Origin of the sequence: Carboxylicivirga fragile (genome assembly GCF_050589805.1) — a bacterium.
Taxonomy (GTDB): domain Bacteria; phylum Bacteroidota; class Bacteroidia; order Bacteroidales; family Marinilabiliaceae; genus Carboxylicivirga; species Carboxylicivirga fragile.
Map to the genome: position 1 here is coordinate 60515 of NZ_JBNGOY010000024.1, position 24345 is coordinate 84859.

Annotated in this window: 35 protein-coding genes; all 35 read left to right on the forward strand. The window is 38.6% G+C overall.

The features are described from left to right. The first annotated feature begins 24 nt into the window (after positions 1-24). Entirely contained in the window at positions 25-501 is a 477-nt protein-coding gene (gene rpsG, locus ACRD7B_RS12085) for a 30S ribosomal protein S7 (RefSeq protein WP_430824822.1), read from the forward strand. A 26-nt stretch (positions 502-527) separates the two neighbouring features. Then, the gene (gene fusA, locus ACRD7B_RS12090) at positions 528-2639 is read left to right on the forward strand and encodes an elongation factor G (protein ID WP_430824823.1); all 2112 of its coding nucleotides are present in this window, start codon (positions 528-530) and stop codon (positions 2637-2639) included. Between the two features lie 15 nt (positions 2640-2654). After that, the gene (gene rpsJ / locus ACRD7B_RS12095) at positions 2655-2960 is read left to right on the forward strand and encodes a 30S ribosomal protein S10 (protein WP_130642659.1); all 306 of its coding nucleotides are present in this window, start codon (positions 2655-2657) and stop codon (positions 2958-2960) included. 20 nt (positions 2961-2980) lie between these two features. Further along, complete coding sequence (rplC, locus tag ACRD7B_RS12100) at positions 2981-3598, forward strand: 50S ribosomal protein L3 (protein WP_430824824.1); 618 nt, start codon at positions 2981-2983, stop codon at positions 3596-3598. Continuing rightward, positions 3598-4227: a 50S ribosomal protein L4 gene (rplD, locus tag ACRD7B_RS12105; RefSeq protein WP_430824825.1), complete on the forward strand. Its 630-nt coding sequence runs from the start codon at positions 3598-3600 to the stop codon at positions 4225-4227. Before rplC ends, rplD begins: the two co-directional genes overlap by 1 nt. A gap of 11 nt (positions 4228-4238) precedes the next feature. Then, on the forward strand, positions 4239-4529 hold the full coding sequence (rplW, locus tag ACRD7B_RS12110; protein WP_430824826.1) for a 50S ribosomal protein L23: 291 nt from the start codon (positions 4239-4241) through the stop codon (positions 4527-4529). Positions 4530-4534: 5 nt separating this feature from the next. After that, a complete protein-coding gene (gene rplB, locus ACRD7B_RS12115; RefSeq protein WP_430824827.1) occupies positions 4535-5359 on the forward strand; it encodes a 50S ribosomal protein L2 in 825 nt (274 codons plus the stop codon). Between the two features lie 20 nt (positions 5360-5379). Beyond that, entirely contained in the window at positions 5380-5649 is a 270-nt protein-coding gene (gene rpsS / locus ACRD7B_RS12120) for a 30S ribosomal protein S19 (protein ID WP_430824828.1), read from the forward strand. 37 nt (positions 5650-5686) lie between these two features. After that, entirely contained in the window at positions 5687-6106 is a 420-nt protein-coding gene (gene rplV / locus ACRD7B_RS12125) for a 50S ribosomal protein L22 (RefSeq protein WP_430824829.1), read from the forward strand. 7 nt (positions 6107-6113) lie between these two features. After that, entirely contained in the window at positions 6114-6836 is a 723-nt protein-coding gene (gene rpsC, locus ACRD7B_RS12130; RefSeq protein WP_430824830.1) for a 30S ribosomal protein S3, read from the forward strand. A gap of 30 nt (positions 6837-6866) precedes the next feature. Continuing rightward, positions 6867-7298: a 50S ribosomal protein L16 gene (gene rplP / locus ACRD7B_RS12135; RefSeq protein ID WP_430824831.1), complete on the forward strand. Its 432-nt coding sequence runs from the start codon at positions 6867-6869 to the stop codon at positions 7296-7298. Positions 7299-7302: 4 nt separating this feature from the next. Then, a complete protein-coding gene (rpmC, locus tag ACRD7B_RS12140; protein WP_430824832.1) occupies positions 7303-7500 on the forward strand; it encodes a 50S ribosomal protein L29 in 198 nt (65 codons plus the stop codon). A gap of 7 nt (positions 7501-7507) precedes the next feature. Next, entirely contained in the window at positions 7508-7765 is a 258-nt protein-coding gene (gene rpsQ / locus ACRD7B_RS12145) for a 30S ribosomal protein S17 (RefSeq protein ID WP_430824833.1), read from the forward strand. A gap of 2 nt (positions 7766-7767) precedes the next feature. After that, the gene (rplN, locus tag ACRD7B_RS12150; protein ID WP_430824834.1) at positions 7768-8133 is read left to right on the forward strand and encodes a 50S ribosomal protein L14; all 366 of its coding nucleotides are present in this window, start codon (positions 7768-7770) and stop codon (positions 8131-8133) included. A gap of 20 nt (positions 8134-8153) precedes the next feature. Further along, complete coding sequence (rplX, locus tag ACRD7B_RS12155; RefSeq protein ID WP_430824835.1) at positions 8154-8474, forward strand: 50S ribosomal protein L24; 321 nt, start codon at positions 8154-8156, stop codon at positions 8472-8474. Further along, a complete protein-coding gene (rplE, locus tag ACRD7B_RS12160; protein ID WP_430824836.1) occupies positions 8474-9031 on the forward strand; it encodes a 50S ribosomal protein L5 in 558 nt (185 codons plus the stop codon). Before rplX ends, rplE begins: the two co-directional genes overlap by 1 nt. Positions 9032-9035: 4 nt before the next feature. After that, positions 9036-9305, forward strand: coding sequence for a 30S ribosomal protein S14 (gene rpsN / locus ACRD7B_RS12165; protein WP_430824837.1), 270 nt, complete (start codon positions 9036-9038; stop codon positions 9303-9305). Positions 9306-9358: 53 nt separating this feature from the next. Next, positions 9359-9754: a 30S ribosomal protein S8 gene (gene rpsH / locus ACRD7B_RS12170; RefSeq protein WP_430824838.1), complete on the forward strand. Its 396-nt coding sequence runs from the start codon at positions 9359-9361 to the stop codon at positions 9752-9754. Positions 9755-9766: 12 nt separating this feature from the next. Next, positions 9767-10318, forward strand: a complete 552-nt coding sequence (gene rplF / locus ACRD7B_RS12175) for a 50S ribosomal protein L6 (protein ID WP_430824839.1) — start codon at positions 9767-9769, stop codon at positions 10316-10318. A gap of 21 nt (positions 10319-10339) precedes the next feature. Beyond that, a complete protein-coding gene (rplR, locus tag ACRD7B_RS12180) occupies positions 10340-10696 on the forward strand; it encodes a 50S ribosomal protein L18 (protein WP_430824840.1) in 357 nt (118 codons plus the stop codon). A gap of 6 nt (positions 10697-10702) precedes the next feature. After that, positions 10703-11221, forward strand: coding sequence for a 30S ribosomal protein S5 (gene rpsE / locus ACRD7B_RS12185; RefSeq protein ID WP_430824841.1), 519 nt, complete (start codon positions 10703-10705; stop codon positions 11219-11221). An 11-nt stretch (positions 11222-11232) separates the two neighbouring features. Continuing rightward, entirely contained in the window at positions 11233-11409 is a 177-nt protein-coding gene (gene rpmD, locus ACRD7B_RS12190) for a 50S ribosomal protein L30 (RefSeq protein WP_430824842.1), read from the forward strand. Between the two features lie 29 nt (positions 11410-11438). Continuing rightward, positions 11439-11885, forward strand: coding sequence for a 50S ribosomal protein L15 (rplO, locus tag ACRD7B_RS12195; protein WP_430824843.1), 447 nt, complete (start codon positions 11439-11441; stop codon positions 11883-11885). 4 nt (positions 11886-11889) lie between these two features. Then, on the forward strand, positions 11890-13233 hold the full coding sequence (gene secY, locus ACRD7B_RS12200; protein WP_430824844.1) for a preprotein translocase subunit SecY: 1344 nt from the start codon (positions 11890-11892) through the stop codon (positions 13231-13233). Between the two features lie 21 nt (positions 13234-13254). Continuing rightward, positions 13255-14040 carry a type I methionyl aminopeptidase gene (gene map / locus ACRD7B_RS12205; RefSeq protein ID WP_430824845.1) on the forward strand — a complete coding sequence of 262 codons (786 nt, stop codon included), beginning with the start codon at positions 13255-13257 and terminating at the stop codon, positions 14038-14040. Between the two features lie 14 nt (positions 14041-14054). Next, positions 14055-14273 (forward strand): translation initiation factor IF-1, encoded by a 219-nt coding sequence (gene infA, locus ACRD7B_RS12210; RefSeq protein WP_010527070.1) that lies wholly within the window; start codon positions 14055-14057, stop codon positions 14271-14273. 11 nt (positions 14274-14284) lie between these two features. After that, a complete protein-coding gene (gene ykgO / locus ACRD7B_RS12215; protein WP_071792536.1) occupies positions 14285-14401 on the forward strand; it encodes a type B 50S ribosomal protein L36 in 117 nt (38 codons plus the stop codon). 11 nt (positions 14402-14412) lie between these two features. Further along, positions 14413-14790 carry a 30S ribosomal protein S13 gene (rpsM, locus tag ACRD7B_RS12220; RefSeq protein ID WP_430824846.1) on the forward strand — a complete coding sequence of 126 codons (378 nt, stop codon included), beginning with the start codon at positions 14413-14415 and terminating at the stop codon, positions 14788-14790. 10 nt (positions 14791-14800) lie between these two features. Further along, positions 14801-15190 (forward strand): 30S ribosomal protein S11, encoded by a 390-nt coding sequence (gene rpsK, locus ACRD7B_RS12225; RefSeq protein WP_430824847.1) that lies wholly within the window; start codon positions 14801-14803, stop codon positions 15188-15190. 145 nt (positions 15191-15335) lie between these two features. Next, on the forward strand, positions 15336-15941 hold the full coding sequence (rpsD, locus tag ACRD7B_RS12230) for a 30S ribosomal protein S4 (protein WP_430824848.1): 606 nt from the start codon (positions 15336-15338) through the stop codon (positions 15939-15941). Between the two features lie 9 nt (positions 15942-15950). Then, positions 15951-16943: a DNA-directed RNA polymerase subunit alpha gene (locus ACRD7B_RS12235; RefSeq protein ID WP_430824849.1), complete on the forward strand. Its 993-nt coding sequence runs from the start codon at positions 15951-15953 to the stop codon at positions 16941-16943. 5 nt (positions 16944-16948) lie between these two features. Then, positions 16949-17485 (forward strand): 50S ribosomal protein L17, encoded by a 537-nt coding sequence (gene rplQ, locus ACRD7B_RS12240; protein WP_430824850.1) that lies wholly within the window; start codon positions 16949-16951, stop codon positions 17483-17485. A gap of 130 nt (positions 17486-17615) precedes the next feature. Beyond that, entirely contained in the window at positions 17616-18917 is a 1302-nt protein-coding gene (eno, locus tag ACRD7B_RS12245; protein ID WP_430824851.1) for a phosphopyruvate hydratase, read from the forward strand. A 152-nt stretch (positions 18918-19069) separates the two neighbouring features. Beyond that, positions 19070-20383, forward strand: a complete 1314-nt coding sequence (locus ACRD7B_RS12250; RefSeq protein WP_430824852.1) for a citrate (Si)-synthase — start codon at positions 19070-19072, stop codon at positions 20381-20383. Between the two features lie 181 nt (positions 20384-20564). Then, a complete protein-coding gene (locus tag ACRD7B_RS12255) occupies positions 20565-23885 on the forward strand; it encodes a ligand-binding sensor domain-containing protein (RefSeq protein ID WP_430824853.1) in 3321 nt (1106 codons plus the stop codon). Positions 23886-24345: the final 460 nt, after the last annotated feature.

Below are 24345 nucleotides of genomic sequence, written 5' to 3' on the forward strand. Positions count from 1 at the left end.
TAGCAAAGTAAACAAAAAGAAAAGATGAGAAAAAGTAAACCAAAAAAGAGGATCATACTACCAGATCCACGATTTAACGACATTCAGGTGACACAGTTTGTGAACAACTTGATGTTGGATGGAAAGAAATCCATCGCTTTCAAAATTTTCTATGATGCCATGGATCGTATGGCTGACAAAGCAGAAAAAGAAGGTAAGCCAGTATTGGAAATCTTCAAGAAAGCACTTGAAAACATTACTCCTGCGGTGGAGGTTAAAAGCCGTCGTGTTGGTGGGGCTACATTTCAGGTTCCAACGGAAATTCGTCCAGCCCGTAAGATGTCCATCAGCATGAAGAACTTGATTTTATTCTCGCGTAAGCGTAGTGGAAAATCAATGGCAGAGAAATTGTCTGCCGAAATTGTTGCTGCATATAATTTAGAAGGCGCTGCCTACAAGAAGAAAGAAGACATGCATAAGATGGCGGAAGCTAACCGTGCATTTGCTCACTTCAGATTTTAATCAATAATTTTAAGGATTTAATTGTCATGGGAAAGGCAGATCTTAAAAAGACCAGAAACATTGGGATTATGGCCCATATCGATGCTGGTAAAACAACGACTACAGAGCGTATCTTGTTTTATACTGGTATCACTCACAAGATTGGTGAGGTACACGATGGTGCCGCTACAATGGACTGGATGGAACAGGAGCAAGAGCGTGGTATTACTATTACCTCTGCAGCTGTAACTACTAACTGGATTTACGAAGGTGTTGAAAATAAAGTTAACATTATTGATACTCCGGGTCATGTTGACTTTACTGTTGAGGTAGAGCGTTCGTTACGTATATTAGATGGTGCAGTTGCATTATTTTGTGCTGTTGGTGGTGTAGAGCCTCAGTCTGAAACTGTTTGGCGTCAGGCTAATAAATATAATGTACCACGTATCGGATTCGTTAATAAAATGGATCGTTCGGGTGCTAACTTTTTCGAAGTAGTTCGTCAGGTTCGCGAAATGTTGGGTGCAAATCCAATTCCTTTGCAAATTCCAATTGGTGCTGAGGATGATTTCCAAGGTGTGATTGACTTAATCGAAAACAAAGCTGTTGTGTGGTTCGACGATGAGCAAATGGGTTCTCGTTACGAATTGCAGGAGATACCTGAGAACTTGAAAGCAGAAGCTGAAGAGTGGAGAGGTAAATTGGTTGAAGCAGTTGCTGAACACGATGATGAATTAATGGAGCGTTATTTCGAAGATCCAGATTCAATTACTCGTGATCAAATGATCGAAGTAATTCGTAAGGCAACTATTGCTCAAACAATTACTCCAATGATGTGTGGTTCAGCCTTTAAAAATAAAGGTGTTCAACGTTTATTAGATGCAGTAATTCAGTACTTACCAAGTCCAGCGGACATAGGTGAGATTCAAGGTTTCAACCCTAAGACTGAAGAGGAAGTATCATATAAGATGGACGAAGATGAGCCATTGTCAGCACTTGCGTTTAAAATTGCTACTGACCCATTCGTAGGCCGTTTGGCATTTATGCGTGTGTACTCGGGTAAAATCGATGCAGGTTCATATGTGTTGAATACACGTACCGGTAAAAAAGAGCGTATCTCTCGTTTATATCAAATGAAATCGAACAAGCAGTTGCCTCGTGAGGTAATTGGTGCTGGTGATATTTGTGCTGGTGTTGGTTTCAAAGATATTCGTACAGGTGATACACTTTGTGACGAAAAACATCCTATTATTCTCGAATCAATGGACTTTCCAGAGCCAGTAATTGGTGTTGCTGTTGAGCCATTGTCTCAAAAAGACATGGATAAAATGGGTGTTGCTTTAGGTAAATTAGCTGAAGAGGATCCTACATTCCGCGTTCAAACTAACGAAGAAACCGGACAAACAGTAATCTCTGGTATGGGTGAGCTTCACCTTGAGGTATTGATCGACCGTTTGAAGCGTGAGTTTAAAGTTGAATGTAACCAGGGTATGCCTCAGGTAACATACAAAGAAACCATTACTCAAGAAGTTGAGCTTCGCGAAGTATTCAAGAAGCAGTCTGGTGGTCGTGGTAAATTTGCCGATATTCAGTTCCGTATGGGGCCTGCTGATGAAGGAAAAACTGGTCTTCAGTTCGAAAGCATCATTAAAGGTGGTAACATACCTAAAGAATATATTCCTTCAATTGAGAAAGGATTTAAAGAAGCCATGTTAAATGGTGTACTTGCGGGTAACGAAGTTGAAAACTTGAAAGTAACAGTTTTTGATGGTTCTTTCCACGCAGTCGATTCTGATCAGTTGTCATTTGAGATTTGTGCACGTCAAGGGTTTAAATCAGGTTCAGCACAAGCTAAACCGCAGTTATTAGAGCCTATTATGCGTGTTGAAGTAGTTACTCCAGAAGAGTACATGGGTGATATCATCGGTGACTTCAACAAGCGTCGTGGACAAGTAGAAGGAATGGAATCTAAAGCAGGAGCTCGTGTAGTTAAGGCTAAGGTACCATTGGCTGAGATGTTCGGATATGTTACGGCATTACGTACTATCTCGTCTGGTCGCGCTACTTCATCAATGGAATTCTTAGAGTACGCAGGTGTACCTAAGGCAATTGCGATGGAAGTGGTAAAAGAAGCAAAAGGAAAAGTAGAATTATTATAAGTTAGTGATTTCACTATGAGTCAGAAAATTAGAATAAAACTTAAATCTTACGATCACAACTTGGTTGACAAGTCAGCTGAGAAGATCGTAAAGACAGTAAAGAGCACTGGTGCAGTGGTAAGTGGACCTATTCCGCTTCCTACGCACAAGCGTATTTTTACTGTGTTGCGCTCCACATTTGTGAACAAGAAATCACGTGAGCAGTTCCAACTTTCATCGTACAAGCGATTGATCGATATTTATAGCTCAACAGCTAAAACCATCGATGCTTTGATGAAACTAGAATTGCCTAGTGGTGTAGAAGTTGAAATTAAAGTGTGATAATCTTAAATGTTTAAACAATGCCAGGACTAATTGGAAAAAAAATCGGAATGACATCCGTTTTCAGTGCCGATGGAAAGAATGTTCCATGCACTGTTATCGAAGCAGGCCCTTGCGTAGTGACACAGGTTAAAACTGTGGACACTGACGGCTATGAGGCTGTACAGTTGGCGTTTGACGAAAAAAGAGAGAAAAGCACAACGCAGCCAGAAGCTGGCCATTTTAAAAAGGCCGGGGCTACTCCTAAACGTAAAGTTGTTGAATTCAATGAATTCGAACAAGAGTTTAAATTAGGAGACACGTTGGGGGTTGATTTCTTTGAAGAAAACTCATTTGTAGACATTACCGGAATATCAAAAGGTAAAGGTTTTCAAGGGGTAGTTAAACGTTACAACTTTAGAGGTGTGGGTGATGCCACCCATGGTCAGCACAATCGCTTACGCGCTCCTGGATCTATTGGTGCAGCATCCTACCCAGCAAGGGTATTTAAAGGAATGCGCATGGCAGGTCGTACAGGTGGTGATAGAGTTAAGGTTGAAAACCTTAAAGTAATTAAAGTAATTCCTGAGAACAACCTTCTTTTGGTTAAAGGTTCAGTACCAGGTGCTAAAGGCTCATATCTAATTATTCAAAAGTAATGGAACTGAACGTAGTAACAATTGAAGGAAAAGATACGGGACGTAAGGTAGCCTTACCAGAATCCGTATTCGGAATTGAGCCCAGCGATCACGCCATTTACCTAGACGTAAAACAATTCTTGGCAAATAATCGTCAAGGGACTCATAAGTCGAAAGAACGTGCTGAAATAACAGGTAGTACCCGTAAGATCAAGAAGCAAAAAGGTACAGGTACTGCTCGTGCAGGAAGCATCAAGTCTCCTATTTTCGTAGGTGGAGGTCGTGTATTCGGTCCACGCCCACGTAATTATCGTTTTAAGTTGAATAAAAAACTTAAACAGTTGGCTCGTAAATCTGCATTAGCTTACAAAGCGCAAACGCAAATGATTACTGTAATGGAAGACTTCAACATGGAAGCTCCAAAAACAAAAGAGGTTGTAGCTATCTACAAAAATCTTGAGTTAACAGGACAACGATCATTGCTTGTTTTGAAAGAAGCTAACGCTAACATCTACCGCTCAGTTCGCAATGTACAGCGTGCAGAGGTAGTGACTATTGCTGATCTTAATACGTATGACATCATGAAAGCTAAAAACTTGGTGTTAACTGAAGGTTCAGTTGAAGAATTCGGAAAACTGTTTAACGCATAAGGAGGCTCGTCATGAAAGTTATTATTAAACCAATTGTAACGGAGAAAATGACAGAACAAGGCGAAAAGTTGAACCGCTACGCATTTGTTGTTGATAAAGGAGCTAACAAGCTTCAAATCAAAGATGCAGTAGAAGAGTTATACAACGTAAGCGTTGCAGCTGTTAATACAATGGTATATGCGGGAAAAGAAAAGTCGCGTTATACTAAGAGTGGAGTTATTGTTGGTAGAACAAATTCCTTCAAAAAAGCCATTATTACTTTGGCCGAAGGAGATCAGATAGATTTTTATAGCAATATCTAATAAAAATGGCAGTAAGAAAACTAAAGCCCACAACACCGGGGCAGAGACACAAAATTATTGGTGCGTTTGATTCGATTACCTCAAGCACACCAGAGAAGTCCTTATTGAGGCCGTTAAAAAAGTCGGGTGGTAGAAATAACACCGGAAAAATGACCATTAGAAATATTGGTGGCGGTCACAAGAGGAAGTATAGAGTAATCGATTTCAAGCGTAATAAAGACGGTGTTAATGCAACAGTAGAGTCAATTCAGTACGATCCTAACAGGAGTTCTCGTATTGCTTTACTTGCATACGCTGATGGAGAAAAAAGGTACATTCTTGCACCTAATGGGTTGCAGGTAGGTCAAGCTATTGCATCAGGGTCAGGGGTTGTTCCTGAGATTGGAAATAGTTTGCCTTTAAGCGAGATTCCACTTGGCTCCATTATTCACAACATCGAGTTGCGTCCGGGTCAAGGAGGTATTATGGCACGTAGTGCTGGTACTTTTGCTCAATTGGCTGCTCGTGAGGGAAAATACGCGGTTGTTAAATTGCCTTCAGGCGAAACAAGAATGGTATTAGTTGCTTGTCGCGCTACCATAGGTGCGGTTGGTAATTCAGACCACGCTCTTGAGCGTTCAGGTAAAGCTGGACGTAGTCGTTGGTTGGGACGTCGTCCACGAGTACGTGGTGTGGCAATGAACCCAGTTGATCACCCAATGGGTGGTGGTGAAGGTCGTTCTTCAGGAGGACATCCAAGATCTCGTACAGGGGTATTGGCGAAGGGTTATAAAACTCGTCATCCGAAGAAGGCTTCTAATCAATATATCATTGAAAGAAGAAAAAAATAACCGGTTAATTTAAACGAATTATGAGCAGATCATTAAAAAAAGGCCCATTTATCGACTTTAAACTGGAAAAGAAAGTTCTTACACAGAACGAGTCAGGTAAGAAATCAGTAATTAAAACTTGGGCCCGTGCTTCTATGATTTCTCCGGAATTTGTAGGACACACAATTGCCGTACATAATGGCAATAAGTTTATCCCGGTTTATGTTACTGAGAATATGGTAGGACACAAATTAGGCGAATTCGCTCCAACCCGTACTTATCGCGGACATGGAGGTAACAAGAAAAGGTAATTGGCCTGCCAATATTAAATTCTTTAAACAGTAAAAAATGGGTGCAAGAAAAAGAATAAAAGCTGAACAAATAAAGGAAGCCAAGAAGACTGATTACTTCGCTAAGCTTCGCAATGTACCTACTTCACCGCGGAAAATGCGTCTTGTTGCCGATATGATCCGAGGTAAAGAGGTGAACCTCGCTCTTGATATGCTGAAATTCTCATCGAAAGAAGCGTCTAAAAGAGTAGAGAAACTATTGCTTTCTGCTATTGCAAATTGGAAAGAGAAAAACGAAGGCGTTCGCATCGAAGACGCTAACCTTTATGTGAGTGAGATCGCTGTTGACTCAGGTCGCATTCTGAAACGTTTACGTCCGGCTCCACAGGGTCGTGCACACCGTATCAGAAAAAGATCAAATCACGTAACGTTACGCGTTGCAAGCAAAGTAGTATCTAATGAAAATCAAGAAAACTAATAGCTAGATGGGACAAAAAGTTAATCCAATAAGTAACAGGTTAGGTATCATCAAAGGGTGGGACTCTAACTGGTATGGAGGAAAGAACTACGGCGATAAGCTGTTGGAAGACTCCAAGATTAGGAAGTACCTTAACGCTCGTTTAGCTAAAGCTAGTATCTCTCGAATCATTATTGAAAGGACTTTGAAACTGGTAACTATTACCGTTTTCACAGCTCGTCCTGGTATCATTATTGGTAAAGGAGGTCAAGAAGTAGACAAGCTAAAAGAAGAGCTTAAGAAAATTACTGACAAAGAGGTTCAAATTAACATCTTTGAGGTAAAACGACCAGAGTTAGACGCTATTATTGTAGCGAATAACATCGCTCGTCAGGTGGAAGGACGTATTGCTTATCGTCGTGCCATTAAAATGGCCATTGCTTCTACCATGCGAATGGGAGCTGAAGGAATAAAAGTACAAATCTCAGGTCGCTTGAACGGGGCAGAAATGGCTCGTAGCGAAATGTACAAAGAAGGCCGTACGCCTTTGCATACATTACGCGCCGATATAGACTATGCGCAAACAGAAGCGCTAACCAAAATGGGTCTAACTGGTATCAAGGTTTGGATTTGTAAAGGTGAGATTTTTGGCAAGCCAGATTTATCCCCTTCCTTCAACACCAAGGAAAAAGGTGGTGGACCCCGTGGAGGCGGTAATAGAGGTCCGAGAAGAAGAAATAATAAGAAGTAATCATCCTTTCACTTTAATTGACAAGTAACGATGTTACAACCGAAAAAAGTAAAATTTAGAAGAAGGCAGAAGGGCCGGATGAAAGGTAATGCTCAACGTGGGCAAGAACTAGCTTTCGGGTCTTTCGGAATTAAGTCCTTACAAAGTAAATGGATTACAGGTCGTCAGATTGAAGCTGCCAGGGTTGCGGTAACGCGCTACATGCAGCGTCAAGGACAGATCTGGATCAGAATATTCCCCGACAAACCAATTACTAAGAAACCAGCCGAAGTAAGGATGGGTAAAGGTAAGGGTAGTCCAGAGGGATTTGTGGCCCCTGTTACTCCAGGACGCATCATTTTAGAATGCGAAGGAGTTCCCTATGCGGTAGCTAAAGAGGCATTGCGCTTAGCAGCACAAAAATTGCCAGTTACTACCAAATTCGTTGTGAGAAGGGATTTTGTTGAATCTACAAATGCTTAATGAGATGAAAGTACAAGAAATCAAAGAATTAAGTATAAGTGAATTAGTTGAACGTATTGAAAACGAAACTGCTGCATTGCAACAGATGGAGTTGAATCACACTACTTCACCATTGGATAACCCAATGAAGATTAGACATTCCCGTAGAAACATTGCGCGCTTGAAGACTGTTTTGAGTCAAAAGCAACTAACTGAAAAATAATTATAAGATGGAAAGTAGAAATCTTAGAAAAGAGCGTACAGGTGTAGTGGCCAGTAATGCAATGGAGAAATCTATTGTTGTAGCTGTTGAAATCCGCGAGAAGCACCCCATCTACGGTAAGTTCGTGAAAAAAACTAAAAAGTTTCACGCGCATGATGAAGAAAACGCTTGTAACGCAGGGGACACTGTACGCATTATGGAAACGCGTCCCTTGAGTAAAACAAAACGTTGGAGATTAGTTGAAATTCTAGAAAGAGCTAAGTAATCATGATACAACAAGAATCTAGACTTTCAGTTGCTGATAACAGTGGAGCCAAAGAAGTGTTATGTATCCGTGTTCTAGGTGGAACAGGGAGACGTTATGCAGGAGTAGGCGACAGTATCGTAGTAACTGTAAAAAGCGCAGTGCCAAGTGGTGAACTTAAAAAGGGAACCGTAACTAAGGCAGTAATAGTGCGCACTAAAAAAGAAGTTAGACGTCAAGATGGTTCCTACATCCGCTTTGATGAAAACGCTTGCGTTTTACTTAATGCAACCGGAGAAATGAGAGGAACTCGTATTTTCGGTCCTGTAGCCCGCGAATTAAGGGACGGATATATGAAAATTGTATCCTTGGCGCCGGAAGTACTTTAATCATCAAAGAGATTAGAACAATGGGTAAATTGCATATTAAAAAAGGCGACATCGTAATTGTTAATACTGGTGTTAACAAAGGCCAAGAAGGAAAAGTACTTGAAGTATTTCCTAATAAAGACAGGGCCATTGTTGAAGGTGTTAACATGGTGAGCAAACATACAAAGCCTAATGCTGAGAGTCCGCAAGGTGGAATCATTAAAAAAGAGGCTCCAATCCATATTTCAAACTTGAATGTGAAAGATCCTTCAACTGGAAAAGCTACACGTGTAGGAAGAAAGTTGAATGATGCCAATAAATTGGTTCGCTATTCTAAAAAATCAGGGGAGGAGATCAAATAATGGAATATTCATCTAGTTTAAGAAAGCAGTATTCGGAGCAGATTGTGCCAAATTTGATGAAAGAATTTGGATATAAGTCAATCATGCAGGTTCCTAAATTGGAAAAAATCGTACTTAACCAAGGTATTGGTGCAGCATCAGCTGACAAGAAAATGGTTGAGATATCGATTAAGGAAATGACGACCATTACTGGTCAGATAGCAGTTCCTTGTCTTTCAAAAAAGGACGTCTCAAACTTTAAGCTTCGTAAGCACATGCCTATCGGTGTGAGAGTTACATTGCGTCGCGAGAACATGTATGAATTTTTGGAGCGTTTGATTCGCGTGGCTTTACCACGTATTCGCGACTTCAAAGGTATCAGCAGTAAGCTCGACGGAAGAGGTAATTACACCTTAGGTATTGAAGAGCAAATCATTTTTCCTGAAATAAATATCGACAATGTGTCGAAAATAATGGGTATGAATATTACCTTTGTCACCTCGGGAAAAACCGATGAGGAAGCCTTCGCTCTTTTAAAAGAGTTCGGGTTACCATTTAAAAACGTTAAAAAGAACTAGTTATATGGCTAAGGAATCAATGAAAGCGCGCGAAGTAAAGCGAGCTAAACTTGTTGCCAAATACGCTGAAAAGCGTGCCAGACTGAAAGAAGAAGGTGATTACGTGGGCTTGCAAAAGCTTCCACGTAATGCTTCACCTGTTCGTATGCACAACCGTTGCAAGATAACGGGGCGTCCGAAAGGTTACATGCGTCAGTTTGGTCTTTCTAGGATTCAATTCCGCGAAATGGCTTCAGCCGGTTTAATACCTGGTATTAGAAAAGCAAGTTGGTAAGAGTGTTAAATATTGTCCCGCAATTTTGCGGGATCAATTTAAACTTAATATAAATGACAGATCCAATAGCAGATTTCCTGACTCGAATCAGGAATGCCATTATGGCGGGTCACAGGGTTGTTGAGGTTCCAGCCTCCAATCTTAAAAGAGAAATGACCAAAATTCTTTTTGAAAAAGGTTATATCTTAAATTACAAATTCGTTGACGATAACAAGCAAGGTATTGTTAAGATCGCACTTAAGTACGATCCTCAAACAAAAACACCTGCTATTAAGTCTTTGAAGCGTGTAAGTACACCTGGTTTACGTTCGTATACCGGGTATCGTAATATTCCTCGAGTTCTTAACGGACTTGGAATCGCGATAATGTCTACTTCGCATGGTGTAATGACGGATAAAGAAGCCCGCATTCAAAAATTAGGTGGTGAAGTATTGTGTTACGTTTATTAAAAAGAAGGAATTATGTCAAGGATAGGAAAAGCGCCGATAAGCATACCTTCAGGAGTGAACGTAACAATTAAAGACGATACAGTGACTGTGAAAGGGCCGAAAGGCGAATTGACACAGACTATTCACCCTGAAATGGAAATTAAAGTTGAGGATGGAACTTTAACAGTTACACGTCCTAACGAAGAAAAAGAAACTCGTGCCCAACACGGTTTATATCGCTCGTTGATTAACAACATGGTGATTGGAGTTTCTGAAGGATACAAAAAGCAGCTAGAATTAGTAGGTGTAGGTTACCGTGCTACCAACCAAGGTCAATTGTTGGAGTTAGCATTAGGTTTCTCTCACCCAATTCAATTATTGTTGCCTGCTGAGATTAAAGTGGAAGCGGTTACTGACAGAAAGAGCAACCCTATTATTACGCTTGAATCTGCAGATAAGCAATTACTTGGTCAAGTATGTGCGAAAATACGGTCAATGCGTAAACCAGAGCCTTATAAAGGTAAAGGTGTTCGTTTCAAAGGCGAGGAAATTCGTCGTAAGGCCGGTAAATCTGCAAAAGTTTAATGTAATTTAAATTTAGGAGTTATGGCTTTTTCGAAATTAAATAGAAGACGAAAAATAAAGAAACGTGTTCGTAAGAGTATAAGCGGAACCGCTGAACGTCCACGTATGTCAGTATTCAGAAGTAACAAGCAAATCACTGTTCAAATAATCGATGATGTTGAAGGTAAAACTTTAGCCGCATCTTCATCTTTATTGAAAGAGATTGTTGAGCAAACAGGAAATAAATCAGAAAAAGCTGCACTAGTTGGTAAGAATATTGCCGAAGTAGCGCAGAAAGCTGGTATTTCTTCTGTTGTATTTGATAGAAATGGATACTTGTATCATGGTAGAGTTAAACAATTAGCTGATGCGGCTCGCGAAGCCGGGCTCAAATTCTAACAAACTATGGCTGGAAATAACAAAAGAATCAGAAACAATAACGATCTTGAGTTAAAAGATCGTTTGGTTGCTATCAACAGGGTAACAAAAGTAACCAAAGGTGGTAGAACCTTTAGTTTCTCTGCCATCGTAGTGGTTGGAAATGAGAATGGTGTTGTAGGCTGGGGGCTTGGTAAAGCCGGCGAGGTAACAACAGCGATCGCTAAAGGTGTTGAAGCTGCTAAAAAGAATCTAGTGAAGGTGCCAATTTTAAAAGGTACCATTCCTCACGAGCAATATGCACGCTTTGGTGGAGCAAGTGTTTTTATGAAACCTGCTTCTCATGGTACCGGAGTAAAAGCCGGTGGTGCGATGCGCGCGGTATTAGAGAGTGTTGGTGTAACCGATGTATTGGCTAAATCAAAAGGCTCATCTAACCCACATAACTTGGTTAAAGCAACTATTGAGGCATTAACTGAATTACGTGATGCTGCTGAAGTAGCTGAAATTAGAGGTGTATCATTGGATAAAGTATTTAACGGATAATTAAGGTAAAAATGGCTAAGATAAAAGTAACTCAGGTTAAGAGTAAGATCGGGGCCACAACCAGACAAAAAAATACTCTGGCTGCCCTTGGGCTGAAGAAACTTCAGCAAACCGTTGAACATGAAGCCACACCTCAAATCGAAGGAATGGTTCAAAAAGTACTGCACTTAGTGACAGTAGAAAGATAATTTGGTCAAACGAATTAGAGGAAATTAATATGAACTTAAATAACTTAAGACCTGCAAAAGGCTCAACAAAAACTTCAAAGCGTATTGGACGTGGACAAGGTTCTGGACGCGGTGGTACATCCACACGTGGTCATAAAGGAGCTAAATCTCGTTCAGGATACTCACGTAAGTTTGGTTTTGAAGGTGGACAGATGCCGTTGCAGCGTAGAGTTCCTAAATTCGGTTTCAAAAACATTAATCGTGTTGAATACAAAGCTGTTAATATAGAGTTGTTGCAAACACTTGCTGATAATAAAAGCATTAATGTAATTGATCCTGAAATTTTAAGAGAAGCTGGATTAGTTAGCAAGAACGATTTAGTTAAGATTTTAGGAAATGGTGAATTAACTGCCAAAATGGAAGTTAAAGCTCATGCATTTTCAAAATCAGCTATCGAAGCTATCGAAGCTGCTCAAGGAACCGTAGAAAAATTGTAATTGAATGAAACTAGTCGAAACCATCCGCAACATTTGGAAAATTGAGGATTTAAAGTCCCGCATTATTACTACGCTAGGATACCTATTGATTTATCGTTTAGGTTCTTTCGTTGTGTTACCAGGGATTGATCCAAATCAACTTAGTGCCTTAAAATCTCAAACTAAAGACGGAGTACTAGGTCTTCTTGATATGTTTTCAGGAGGTGCCTTCTCTAATGCATCAATCTTTGCATTGGGAATTATGCCGTACATTTCTGCATCCATCGTGATACAGTTAATGGGTATAGCAGTACCTTATTTTCAACGTCTTCAGCGAGAAGGTGAAAGTGGACGCCGTAAAATCAATCAAATAACGCGTTATCTAACGGTTATTATTTTGGTAGTTCAGGCTCCCGGTTATTTGGCCAACCTTGCTGCACAGTCAGGAAATGCCATTGTTGAGGCTGGATGGGCTTTCAATATTACTAGTACAATCATCTTAACTGCTGGAACAATGTTCGTAATGTGGTTAGGAGAACGTATTACTGATAAAGGTATTGGTAACGGTATTTCACTAATCATCATGATTGGTATTATCGCTCGCCTACCTCAGAATATGTTCGCTGAATTTGTATCTAGAATGGAGTCTGTCAGCGGAAGCGGTGGTTTGGTGATGTTGCTAATCGAATTTGTTGTATTGTTCTTTGTTTTCTGTGGTACAATTTTATTGGTACAAGGTACGCGTCGTATTCCGGTGCAGTATGCCAAGCGAATTGTTGGAAACAAACAATATGGAGGTGTTCGTCAATACATTCCTTTAAAAGTTAACGCAGCTGGTGTAATGCCGATCATTTTTGCTCAGGCAATCATGTTCATACCTGTTACATTTGCTGGCTTTGTTGATAACGAAACCGCTACAGGTTTCGCTTCAATATTCGCTAACTTTACAGGATTTTGGTATAATTTTATTTTCGCATTAATGATTATTGCATTTACGTATTTTTATACAGCAATAACTATTAATCCTACTCAGATGGCTGAGGATATGAAACGCAATGGTGGTTTTATTCCGGGTGTTAAACCTGGTAAAAAAACGGTTGAGTTCTTAGATTCAGTTATGTCAAAAATTACATTGCCAGGTTCGGTATTTTTAGCACTTGTGGCTATTTTACCAGCGTTTGCAATGATGGCAGGAGTTGATCAAGGATTTGCTCAGTTCTATGGAGGTACATCACTATTAATCTTAGTTGGTGTAATCTTAGATACTTTGCAGCAAATCGAAAGTCATTTGTTGATGAGACATTATGATGGATTAACTAAGTCGGGTAGAATTATGGGCAGATCCGGAGGTGGAGCTGCAGCACTTTAATGTTGAAATACGATCATTCACATGATTTATTTAAAGACTGACGAAGAAATAGAATTAATGCGAGTGAGCAATCAAATAGTTGCTAAAACACTCGGAGAGATTGCTAAGGTTATTAAACCTGGTGTTTCTACGTTAGAGCTAGATAAAATTGCTGAGGCCTTCATTAGAGATAATGGAGGTACTCCAGCCTTTTTAAATTACCAGGGATTCCCTAATACCCTATGCACGTCAATTAACGAGCATGTGGTACACGGTATTCCAAACGACAAACCTCTTAAAGAAGGGGATGTTGTTTCTGTTGATTGTGGTGTTCTTAAAAATGGTTTTTTTGGTGACTCAGCCTATACATTTATGATAGGTGAAGTTGATCCTGAGGTTAAGAAACTGTTGGATGCAACCAAAGATTCGTTGTATAAGGGAATAGAGCAGGCTGTTGAAAACAATCGCTTAGGTGATGTTGGACACGCCATTCAAAAACACACCGAAGATCTGGGCTACACTGTAGTTCGTGAAATGGTGGGGCATGGAATTGGAAAAAACCTGCACGAAAGTCCTGAAGTACCCAATTATGGTAAAAAAGGTAATGGAACTAAATTAAAGACTGGAATGGTTATCGCCATCGAGCCAATGATAAATTTAGGCAAACGCCAAATTGTTCAGGAAAACGATGGATGGACCATTAGAACGGCCGATAAAAAGGTTTCTGCACACTATGAACATACAGTTGCAGTAAGAAAAGGTAAAGCTGATATACTATCTAGTTTTAAATTTGTAGAAGAAGTATTACATTTGCAGTCTGAAAAATAAAAAGTTATACAGTTATGGCGAAACAGGCCTCGATAGAACAAGACGGTACAATAATTGAAGCCTTATCCAATGCCATGTTTAGAGTGGAATTGGAGAACGGACATGTTATTACGGCACATATCTCAGGTAAAATGCGTATGCATTACATTAAAATCTTACCTGGTGATCGTGTAAAAGTAGAAATGTCTCCGTATGATTTGACAAAAGGAAGAATTACCTACAGATATAAATAAAAAGACTGATCATGAAGGTTAGAGCATCTGTTAAAAAAAGAAGTGCCGATTGCAAGATCGTAAAACGCAAAGGGCGCTTATATGTGATTAATAAGAAGAATCCAAAGTTTAAACAACGTCAAGGATAAATTTAAGAATTATGGCAAGAATAGCTGGGGTAGATATACCCTCCAACAAGCGTGGAGTAATTGCTTTGACATATATCTTCGGTATAGGCCAAGGTAGAGCTAACGAAATTCTTAAGAACGTTGGTGTAGACGCAAATCTCAAAGTATCAGAGTGGACTGATGATCAAATCAAATTGGTTCGTGATTACATTTCAGATTCGTATAAAATCGAAGGTGAATTGCGCTCTGAGGTACAATTAAACATTAAGCGATTAATGGATATTGGTTGTTATAGAGGTATTCGTCACCGTGTAGGTTTACCATTACGTGGTCAATGTACAAAAAACAACGCTCGTACCCGTAAAGGTAAAAAGAAGACTGTTGCAAATAAAAAGAAAGCCACTAAATAATAAGTAAGATATGGCAAAGAAGTCAGGATCTCAAAAGAAGAGAGTCGTTAAGGTGGAAGCGCAAGGTCAGGCTCATATCCATTCATCTTTTAATAACATTATTGTATCATTGACCAACTTAAATGGTCAGGTGATCTCATGGTCAAGTGCCGGTAAAATGGGTTTCCGTGGTTCTAAAAAGAACACGCCATATGCTGCACAAATGGCTGCTACTGATTGTTCAAAAGTAGCTTATGACCTAGGTTTAAGAAAGGTGAAAGTATATGTAAAAGGACCAGGAAATGGTCGTGAGTCGGCAATGCGTTCTATACATGCTGCTGGTATTGAAGTAACAGAAATTGTTGATGTTACTCCATTGCCACATAATGGATGTCGTCCTCCAAAACGTAGAAGAGTTTAATTACTCAACTAGTTATTAACCATAAATTTTTGATGGCAAATTTGAATACGAGAATTGGTTATAAGATTATTACTCCTCTCTATAATCTAGCGGCTGCCATATTCAATATTTAAAATCAAAAATTTAAAATCAAAAATTTAGAAGAATGGCTAGATATATTGGTCCAAAAACACGAATCGCCCGTAAATTCGGTGAAGCGATTTATGGTCCGGATAAAAGTTTCGAAAGAAGAAATTTTCCTCCAGGACAACATGGTAATAACCGTAGACGTAAAACAAGCGAATACGGATTACAGTTAAAAGAAAAGCAAAAAGCTAAGTATACTTACGGTGTACTCGAAAAACAATTTAGTAACTTGTTTAAGAAAGCATCTCGAAGTAAAGGTATTACCGGTGAGGTATTACTTGGATACTTAGAATCGCGTTTAGATAACGTAGTTTATCGTTTAGGAATTGCTCCAACAAGAGCAGCCGCACGACAATTGGTATCACACCGTCATATCATTGTTGATGGTGAGATCGTTAACATACCTTCTTTTCAGGTTAAGCCAGATCAGATCGTAGGTGTTCGTGAAAAATCAAAGTCTATGGTGGTTATTTCTGAGTCATTGACAAATACAGGTGTGCATAAATACTCTTGGTTAGAATGGGATCAAGATAAATTGGCAGGTAAGTATTTGACAGTACCTGAAAGAAGTGATATTCCTGAAAATATCAAAGAGCAGTTGATAGTTGAATTGTATTCTAAATAATTAATTCTTATGGCAATATTAGCATTCCAAAAACCAGATAAAGTAATCATGCTGGAAGCCGACGATAAATTCGGCAAATTCGAATTTCGTCCGTTGGAACCGGGGTATGGTATTACCGTTGGAAATGCCTTAAGAAGAATTTTGTTATCCTCTTTAGAGGGATACGCAATTACTACTGTAAAGATCGAAGGAGTAGATCATGAATTTACCAGTATCCCTGGTGTAATAAATGATGTTACTGAAATCGTTCTTAACCTTAAACAGGTGCGCTTCAAAAACTTGGTTGAAGAAACAGAGCAGGAAACTGTGACCGTTTCGGTATCAGGTAAAGAAGAGTTTACGGCCGGTGATCTTAATCAGTTTATGACAGGTTTTGAGGTGTTAAACCCAGAATTGGTGATAGCTAGTATGAATCCGGAAGTAAATCTGCAAATGACATTGACCATTAATAAGGGTCGAGGTTATGTTCCAGCAGAGGAAAACAAACCAGTTGAGGCCGAATTTGGTGTAATTGCTGTTGATTCTATCTTTACGCCTATTTGTAATGTGAAATATGCGATTGAAAACTATCGTGTAGAACAAAAAACAGATTACGAAAAGCTTGTACTAGAAATTGAATCGGATGGCTCTATTCATCCTAAGGAAGCTTTAAAAGAAGCAGCAAAAATTCTTATTTATCACTTCATGTTATTCTCTGACGAGAAGATTACACTCGACTCAGATGAAAAGTTTGGCAATGAAGAGTTTGATGAGGAAGTATTGCATATGCGTCAACTTCTGAAAACCAAATTAGTAGATATGGACTTGTCTGTTCGTGCGTTAAACTGTCTTAAAGCAGCTGACGTAGAGACATTAGGTGAGTTAGTTACATTTAATCGTAACGACCTGCTTAAGTTCCGTAACTTTGGTAAGAAGTCTTTAACTGAGTTGGATGATCTCCTTCTTAACATGGGACTAACTTTCGGAATGGATACCGCAAAGTATAAATTAGACAAGGAATAATCGCGATGAGACATAGAAAGAAATTTAATCATTTAGGTCGTAAGACCGCGCATCGTAAGGCTATGTTAGCTAACATGGCGTCATCTTTGATTCTTCACAAAAGAATTAAGACGACTGTGGCTAAAGCAAAAGCATTACGTATGTATGTTGAGCCTCTTATCACAAAAACAAAAGGTTTGAGTACTGTTGAAGAAAACATTCACGCTCAAAGATCTGTTTTTAGTACACTTAAAGATAAATATGCCGTTAAGGAATTATTTACTGAAGTGGCTGGTAAGGTAGCTGACAGACCAGGAGGATATACTCGTATTTTGAAGTTAGGAAATCGTTTGGGTGATAACGCAGAAATGTGTTTAATCGAATTGGTTGACTACAACGAAAATATGTTAGAAGATAAAAAATCCTCTACTACAAGTAAGAGAACACGTCGTGGACGTAGAAAAGCAACAGCTGATACTGCTGTGGCTGCAGAAGCTCCAGTTCAAGAAGAAACTTCTACTGAACAAGCTACTGATACTACTGACGCTGATACAAAAGAATAAATCTTTAGAAAAAGGAAAGACTGCTCGTTTTTCCTTTTTTCTTTGATTAATCTAACTGAGGATAATAACCATATTGGGCATTATCCTTTTTTTTTGAAATTTTCTATCAATACATAAATTGAATATTATTATGGGACAAATTGCTAACATTCATGCACGCGAGATTCTTGATTCACGTGGAAATCCTACTGTTGAAGTAGAAGTAACTTTAGAAAGTGGTTTTGTTGGTCGTGCTGCTGTACCTTCTGGTGCATCTACTGGTGAGCACGAAGCGCTTGAAATGCGTGACGGTGATAAAGGTCGTTACCTAGGTAAAGGTGTGTTGAATGCAGTAAAAAATGTGAACGAAGTTATCGCTCCTGAGCTTATTGGGATGAGCGCACTTGAGCAAGTAGCTATCGATCACAAAATGTTGGAATTAGACGGAACAAAAACGAAAAGCAAATTAGGTGCTAATGGTATCTTAGGTGTTTCTCTTGCTGTTGCTCGTGCTGCTTCTGAATATCTTGGTATGCCATTGTATCGTTACATTGGTGGTACTAATGCAGTAACTCTTCCAGTTCCAATGATGAACATTATTAACGGTGGATCTCACTCTGATGCAACAATTGCATTCCAGGAGTTTATGATTCGTCCTATTGGTGCTAAAACTTTCCGTGAAGGTTTACGCATGGGAGCTGAAGTATTTCATGCTTTAGCAAAAGTATTAAAAGGTAAAAACCTTTCTACAGCAGTTGGTGATGAAGGTGGATTCGCACCAATGTTAGGCGGAACTGAAGAAGCTATCGACTGTATTTTAACTGCAATTAAGAACGCTGGTTACAAAGCTGGACGTGCGGAAGAAGGTGGTGACATTTCTATCGCTATGGATTGTGCCGCTTCTGAATTCTTCAAAGACGGTGTTTACGATTATAGTATTTTTGAGCCAAATGGTGTTAAGCGTAACTCTCAAGAGCAAGCTGCTTACATGGCTGAATTAGTTGCTAAATTCCCTATCGATTCTATCGAAGATGGAATGGACGAAAATGACTGGGACGGATGGGTCGCTCTTAATGCTGCTATCGGCGACAAATGTCAGTTAGTTGGTGATGATTTATTCGTAACTAATGTTGATTACTTGAAGAAAGGTATTGAGCTTGGTGCTGCTAACTCAATCTTAATTAAAGTTAACCAGATTGGTACTTTAACTGAAACATTAAATGCAATTGAAATGGCACACCGTGCTGGTTATACTTCAGTAACTTCTCACCGTTCAGGTGAAACTGAAGATTCAACAATTGCTGACATAGCAGTCGCTACTAACAGTGGACAGATTAAGACTGGTTCTTTATCACGTTCAGATCGTATGGCTAAATACAATCAATTACTTCGTATTGAAGAGGAATTAGGTGCTACAGCTGTTTACGGATACGCAAAAGTTCAAAAGAAATAAATTTTCTTTATTATACTTTCAAAGGGTCGCCATGAGGTGACCCTTTTTTTTTACAAAACATTTGATTAGCTTAACTGTTAAATAATTTAAGGTTTTCCCCTTCAAGGAAAAGTTTGAATACCTTACACAGTTAACTTCAATATTAGAATCAAATGGATTATATAAAGGAAAAACTCATTGAAATTGGTCGGCCAAAGGCTGAAACGGTAAAAAAGCTCATAAAAAATTATGGTGATAAAACCATTCAAGATGTCACGCTTGGGCAAGTAATGACAGGTATGAAGGGGATGGTTTCGTTATTGACATGTACATCGAAGCTTGATGCGGAAGAAGGCATTCGATTTAGAGGTTATACAATACCCCAATTGCAAGAGTTATTACCTAAGATCCAGAAAGATGGTGAACCCTTGCCTGAAGGACTATTTTACCTGATGTTAACCGGAGAGCTCCCAACTGTAGACGATGTTAACTTTATTAGTAATCAATGGGCTCAGCGTGCACAAGGTATACCTTCGCACGTATATGACGTGATTAACGCCTTGCCAAAGGACGCTCACCCAATGATTCAGTTTAATACTGCTATTTTGGCTATGTCAACCGAATCGCAGTTTCGTAAGGCCTACCTGACAGGAATGGATAAAAAGGATTATTGGGGGCCAACGTACGAAGGCGTTATGGATTTAATTTCGCGCTTACCTGTAATCGCCGCATATATCTATCGTCGAGTATTCCATAACGAGAATTACATCGATCCGGATCCAAATTTGGATTGGGCTGGAAATTTAGCCCATATGATGGGACATGATAGCGATGAAGTAAAAAGGTTGATGCGTTTATATATGAACATTCATTCCGATCATGAGGGAGGAAATGTATCGGCTCATGCAACTCACCTTGTCGGTTCCGCTCTTTCTAATCCCTATTATAGTTTTTCTGCGGGTATGAATGGTTTGGCTGGCCCATTACACGGAATGGCTAATCAAAATGTAATGCACTGGTTGCATAAGATGGTTCGTGAGATAGGGGTGGAGAATCCTTCGGAGGCACAAATTAAAGAATATGCTGAAACGACTTTAAAGAAAGGCCAGGTTATACCAGGTTACGGACATGCTGTTTTAAGAAAGACAGATCCGCGTTTTACCGTTCAGTTGGAGTTTGCTAAAAAATATGCGCCTGATGCACCTCTCATTCAGTTGGCCGAAAAAGTTTATAAAGTTGTGCCAGATATTCTACTATCTACCGGTAAGGTTAAAAATCCATGGCCTAATGTGGATGCCATAAGTGGTTCTTTGTTATCGTCGTTTGGAATTACCGAATACCCAATTTATACCGTATTATTTGGTGTATCACGTTCCTTGGGAGTACTAACGCAATTAATATGGGATAGACTATACGGATTACCTCTGGAAAGACCAAAATCGCAGAACCTTGCCTGGTATATGGATAAAGTCGGTTATAAGGAGTAATGTTTACAATAAAAGAATGTAAAAGAGGTGAGTTTTCACCTCTTTTGTTTTACTATGTCGTTGAAAATTACAATATTTATATAAAGATGTTGATAAACGAGAATTAGTGAGCGAATTATACTTCAACGAATTTAAACTTGAAGTGCAGTAGATCATCTGTTTTTTACTATTTTTAGCCTTCATGAAGGAAATGGGAAGACGATTGGGATTGATGTCAGTAATTGGTAAACTGACCTTCATATTGCTAGGCCTATTATTACTGGGCTTACCTTGTAGGGGTATGGATTATTCTAGCAAACTCAATGTCCATCAGTTTACAATCGCAGATGGTCTTTCTAATGGAAATATAACGTCCTTATATCAGGATAGCCGTGGTTATGTTTGGATTGGAACAGCAGATGGCTTAAACAGATATGATGGCTATAAGTTTGATGTTTTCCGACATAATCCGATGGATTCTACTACCATCGTTGGGAATAGTATTCAAGCTATCGTCGAAACTTCAGATGGTAATATATGGATTGGTACTAAAAATAGCGGAATAGCCATTTGGAACAGAACTGACGGAAGTTTCAATAATATTAATACTAATTCGGAACCATTTAAAGAAATTAAAGAAGCCGGAGTTTTTGGGATGCGTGTTATTAATGGCGATGTTTGGATTAAGACACGTAATTTTGTTTTTCGTATTGATGAAAAATTAGCTTCTTACGATGTTTATGGTCATTATTCATCGGTGTTTAAAACAGGTTCAGGAGCATGTTATCCTATAGTTGAGGATGGAGAGAGCTTGTGGATTGGGTCCAAAGATGGCCTTCACCATTTTGATACGGATTCAAAGACTTTTACTAAGATTGCACTTCGAACCGAAAACTCAAAAGATGAGTTAAGCGATGTATTAGCGATTAATGATAGTGTTTTAATGGTTTCGACATTGGATGGCGTTATGCGTTATGATACAAAAAATGAAACCATTATGTCGTCGTCTTTGTCTGGCGGACAAAGTGTAAATGAACAGATGTTGTGCATGTTGCAGGATGGCGACAATATTCTGTTGGGAACGACGGATGGCATTAAAATAGCCCATCCACCATTTTTTCACTTTAGCACTTTTGACCACTTTGGTATTTCTGATGCTGACATTAAGAATGTATCTGTTTTAATGGTTGACAACGGTGGTATTTTATGGGCTGGAACTAAACAAGATGGTCTTTTTAAGGTTGATCGTAAGCCACATAAATTTTCGTTAATATCTCGAGAGGAACCAGAACTGGCATTAGAGAGTTATGATTTCTCTGCTGTTTATGTCGATGATGAAAATCAAATGTGGTTAGGTACATCCAACAAGGGTATTTATCGCATTGATAGAAGTTCAGGTCGGATGAGGCATTTTAATATTCTACCTGTTTACACTTCCGAAAATGACCCTGCTATTTTATCCATTTTAAAGGATAGTAAAGGAAAAGTTTGGATTGGAAGTAGTTATGGTATTTATGTCATCGAAAATGATTACTCTAATGTTCGAGAGTTCGATTATAGCAATAGTCCTGAGTTCAAGACTCTATTAGCATCAAATCGTATTAATGACATTATTGAAGATCAGTTAGGGAATATTTGGTTTGCTACACAGTTTGGCTTATATCGCTACAATGGAAAAACACTATCAAGTTATTTTTCAGATAATGAAAAGGAAGCCAGTTTGTGTCACGATGAGATAAATGCCCTGTACGAGGACAGTGATGGTTGGATTTGGATTGGAACAAATAATGGAGTAAACGTCTTTAATCATACTGAAGCCAATTTCACACGTATTCAAAATCAATTCGATGGAAATGCCGAATTGAGTCATAATATCGTTTTATCTTTTTCAGAGGACCTTGATAAACGAATTATTATAGGCACGCAGTCAGGTTTATCGTACTATGATAAAAAGATTTATAAAACAGGTTTTTGGAAAGATAATCCTGCTTTGGCGACCAATAAAATATATGCGATAGAAGTTGATCGCTATAATCGTATATGGTTAAGTTCAAGTGATGGTATCTCTTATTTACTTCCCGATGGCTCTTACTTTCGTTTTAGTGAAAAAGATGGAGTGCCTGAACATAGTTTTAATATAGGTTCTTCATTTAACCACGATAGTAGCACTTTGTTTTTTGGTGGCGATAAGGGTTTAAGTATTATTCAAGCCGATTCTTTAAGTCAGAATTTACATCTTCCACAAGTGATAATTACCGACTTAACCATTAAAAGAAAGGGAAAATTATCTAAAGATTACAAGGGAGATGTTAGGGATGTAAATATTCGTTATTCTCGTAATTTACTTATCCATGTTGAGTTTTCTGGTATGGAATATACCAATCCTAAATTAAATTCATACATGGTATTTCTGGAGGGCTACGACGATAGTTGGAGAAAGATTACAAACGATAATTATGTAGATTTTTCAAATCTATCGCCAGGTAGTTATGTTTTAAAAATTAAAGGAGCCAATAGCGACCTTGTGTGGAACAACGAACCTACTGAGCTTGTAATAGAAGTGGTTCCACCGCTTTGGATGTCGAATTATGCCTATGCGTTTTATTTAATATTAGGATTCTTCTTAATTCAAACTTTAATTAATTATAGGATTCGTAATTATAGAAGAGCTTATAAAGCCTTACAGGAGAAAGCTCATGATAAAAAGAAAATTGAAGCTCAAAAGGAGACTTTATCTAACATCAATCAGAGCCTGACTGATAGTATTAGTTATGCCAAACGAATTCAGGAAGCCATGATCCCATCGGAAGAGATGGTTCAGAGTATTTTTCCTGAGTCCTTTGTTTACTTTCGTCCGAAGGATATTGTGAGTGGCGATTTTTATTGGACATTCCAGAGAGATAATAAGGTATTTATGGCTGCTGTTGATTGTACTGGTCATGGTGTACCTGGTGCTTTTATGTCGATTATTGGTTTTGATTTAATTAAAAATATTGTTGAGATACGTGGTATTGAATGCCCTGCAAATATTCTGAATGTGCTCAACAAAGAAGTTGTAGCCACATTCAATAAAAATGGAGCTAAGGGGATTAATAGTAAGCTTAACGTCAATGATGGAATGGATGTGTCCTTGATTGTATATGATAGATCAAAAGGGCTTATTGAGTTTGCTGGAGCCATGAATCCTCTTTATATTATTCACGATAATGAAATCAATAACTACAAAGGAAATCGCTTTCCGATAGGGTATATGAGTGCCGATTCTACATCCTTATTTACTAAACAGGAAATAAAAGTAGAGCGTGGTGATATTGTTTACATGTTTTCGGATGGGTATGCCGATCAGTTTGGTGGACCAGAAGGAAAGAAATTTAAATACCGTCGTTTCCGACACCTTTTATTAAATATTCATAAGTTACCTGTGCTGGATCAAAAGGCTATTCTACATCAAAAAATGGAAGAATGGATGGGGAATGAGCATGAACAAATTGATGATATTCTTTTATTGGGGCTAAAGCTTTAAGTTACTCAACTTGGTTTTGTAGCCTACGATGTAATACCAATTGTATTCCAAAATGATTGATAAATCATTTTGCTAATTATCCCGATAATTATCGGGAGTTAATGCCGATACAAAAGCACAGATTGATTTTTTTATCAATCGTTTTGGTTTGTAAACGGTATAAGACCTTACTTTTTAATAAAAGTTTTATACCACTTCAAATAACACTTCGTGCAAAATCGATGTATTTGAAGGTGTTAAAAAAGTAAAGAGAGTTTTAATGCTAATACCGATCGGCATGATACCAAAAATAACAAGACCACATTCATAGTTCAAATGGTATAATTTATCCATATCAATTGTTATAAAATTACTCTCGATATTGGATTTAGGCAATTTCAGAAGTAACAAGATTTTAAATAAAATTTAGAGGTTAATCATTTATGGTTAGCCTCTTTGTTTTTCATAATTATTAATGAGT

Excerpts from the sequence above, each read along its gene's own strand:
- rplW (WP_430824826.1), top strand. The coding sequence starts at position 4,239 with ATGAAAGTTATTATTAAACCAATTGTAACGGAGAAAATGACAGAACAA.
- rplR (WP_430824840.1), top strand. The coding sequence starts at position 10,340 with ATGGCTTTTTCGAAATTAAATAGAAGACGAAAAATAAAGAAACGTGTT.
- rpsH (WP_430824838.1), top strand. The coding sequence starts at position 9,359 with ATGACAGATCCAATAGCAGATTTCCTGACTCGAATCAGGAATGCCATT.
- eno (WP_430824851.1), top strand. The coding sequence starts at position 17,616 with ATGGGACAAATTGCTAACATTCATGCACGCGAGATTCTTGATTCACGT.
- rpsE (WP_430824841.1), top strand. The coding sequence starts at position 10,703 with ATGGCTGGAAATAACAAAAGAATCAGAAACAATAACGATCTTGAGTTA.
- rpsQ (WP_430824833.1), top strand. The coding sequence starts at position 7,508 with ATGGAAAGTAGAAATCTTAGAAAAGAGCGTACAGGTGTAGTGGCCAGT.
- rplN (WP_430824834.1), top strand. The coding sequence starts at position 7,768 with ATGATACAACAAGAATCTAGACTTTCAGTTGCTGATAACAGTGGAGCC.
- ACRD7B_RS12250 (WP_430824852.1), top strand. The coding sequence starts at position 19,070 with ATGGATTATATAAAGGAAAAACTCATTGAAATTGGTCGGCCAAAGGCT.
- rpsN (WP_430824837.1), top strand. The coding sequence starts at position 9,036 with ATGGCTAAGGAATCAATGAAAGCGCGCGAAGTAAAGCGAGCTAAACTT.
- rpsK (WP_430824847.1), top strand. The coding sequence starts at position 14,801 with ATGGCAAAGAAGTCAGGATCTCAAAAGAAGAGAGTCGTTAAGGTGGAA.
- ykgO (WP_071792536.1), top strand. The coding sequence starts at position 14,285 with ATGAAGGTTAGAGCATCTGTTAAAAAAAGAAGTGCCGATTGCAAGATC.
- rpmD (WP_430824842.1), top strand. The coding sequence starts at position 11,233 with ATGGCTAAGATAAAAGTAACTCAGGTTAAGAGTAAGATCGGGGCCACA.
- rplV (WP_430824829.1), top strand. The coding sequence starts at position 5,687 with ATGGGTGCAAGAAAAAGAATAAAAGCTGAACAAATAAAGGAAGCCAAG.
- ACRD7B_RS12235 (WP_430824849.1), top strand. The coding sequence starts at position 15,951 with ATGGCAATATTAGCATTCCAAAAACCAGATAAAGTAATCATGCTGGAA.
- map (WP_430824845.1), top strand. The coding sequence starts at position 13,255 with ATGATTTATTTAAAGACTGACGAAGAAATAGAATTAATGCGAGTGAGC.
- rpsD (WP_430824848.1), top strand. The coding sequence starts at position 15,336 with ATGGCTAGATATATTGGTCCAAAAACACGAATCGCCCGTAAATTCGGT.
- rpsM (WP_430824846.1), top strand. The coding sequence starts at position 14,413 with ATGGCAAGAATAGCTGGGGTAGATATACCCTCCAACAAGCGTGGAGTA.
- rpsG (WP_430824822.1), top strand. The coding sequence starts at position 25 with ATGAGAAAAAGTAAACCAAAAAAGAGGATCATACTACCAGATCCACGA.
- rplP (WP_430824831.1), top strand. The coding sequence starts at position 6,867 with ATGTTACAACCGAAAAAAGTAAAATTTAGAAGAAGGCAGAAGGGCCGG.
- infA (WP_010527070.1), top strand. The coding sequence starts at position 14,055 with ATGGCGAAACAGGCCTCGATAGAACAAGACGGTACAATAATTGAAGCC.
- rplQ (WP_430824850.1), top strand. The coding sequence starts at position 16,949 with ATGAGACATAGAAAGAAATTTAATCATTTAGGTCGTAAGACCGCGCAT.
- secY (WP_430824844.1), top strand. The coding sequence starts at position 11,890 with ATGAAACTAGTCGAAACCATCCGCAACATTTGGAAAATTGAGGATTTA.
- rpsJ (WP_130642659.1), top strand. The coding sequence starts at position 2,655 with ATGAGTCAGAAAATTAGAATAAAACTTAAATCTTACGATCACAACTTG.
- rplD (WP_430824825.1), top strand. The coding sequence starts at position 3,598 with ATGGAACTGAACGTAGTAACAATTGAAGGAAAAGATACGGGACGTAAG.
- rplC (WP_430824824.1), top strand. The coding sequence starts at position 2,981 with ATGCCAGGACTAATTGGAAAAAAAATCGGAATGACATCCGTTTTCAGT.
- rplB (WP_430824827.1), top strand. The coding sequence starts at position 4,535 with ATGGCAGTAAGAAAACTAAAGCCCACAACACCGGGGCAGAGACACAAA.
- rpmC (WP_430824832.1), top strand. The coding sequence starts at position 7,303 with ATGAAAGTACAAGAAATCAAAGAATTAAGTATAAGTGAATTAGTTGAA.
- rplO (WP_430824843.1), top strand. The coding sequence starts at position 11,439 with ATGAACTTAAATAACTTAAGACCTGCAAAAGGCTCAACAAAAACTTCA.
- fusA (WP_430824823.1), top strand. The coding sequence starts at position 528 with ATGGGAAAGGCAGATCTTAAAAAGACCAGAAACATTGGGATTATGGCC.
- rplF (WP_430824839.1), top strand. The coding sequence starts at position 9,767 with ATGTCAAGGATAGGAAAAGCGCCGATAAGCATACCTTCAGGAGTGAAC.
- rplX (WP_430824835.1), top strand. The coding sequence starts at position 8,154 with ATGGGTAAATTGCATATTAAAAAAGGCGACATCGTAATTGTTAATACT.
- ACRD7B_RS12255 (WP_430824853.1), top strand. The coding sequence starts at position 20,565 with ATGAAGGAAATGGGAAGACGATTGGGATTGATGTCAGTAATTGGTAAA.
- rplE (WP_430824836.1), top strand. The coding sequence starts at position 8,474 with ATGGAATATTCATCTAGTTTAAGAAAGCAGTATTCGGAGCAGATTGTG.
- rpsC (WP_430824830.1), top strand. The coding sequence starts at position 6,114 with ATGGGACAAAAAGTTAATCCAATAAGTAACAGGTTAGGTATCATCAAA.
- rpsS (WP_430824828.1), top strand. The coding sequence starts at position 5,380 with ATGAGCAGATCATTAAAAAAAGGCCCATTTATCGACTTTAAACTGGAA.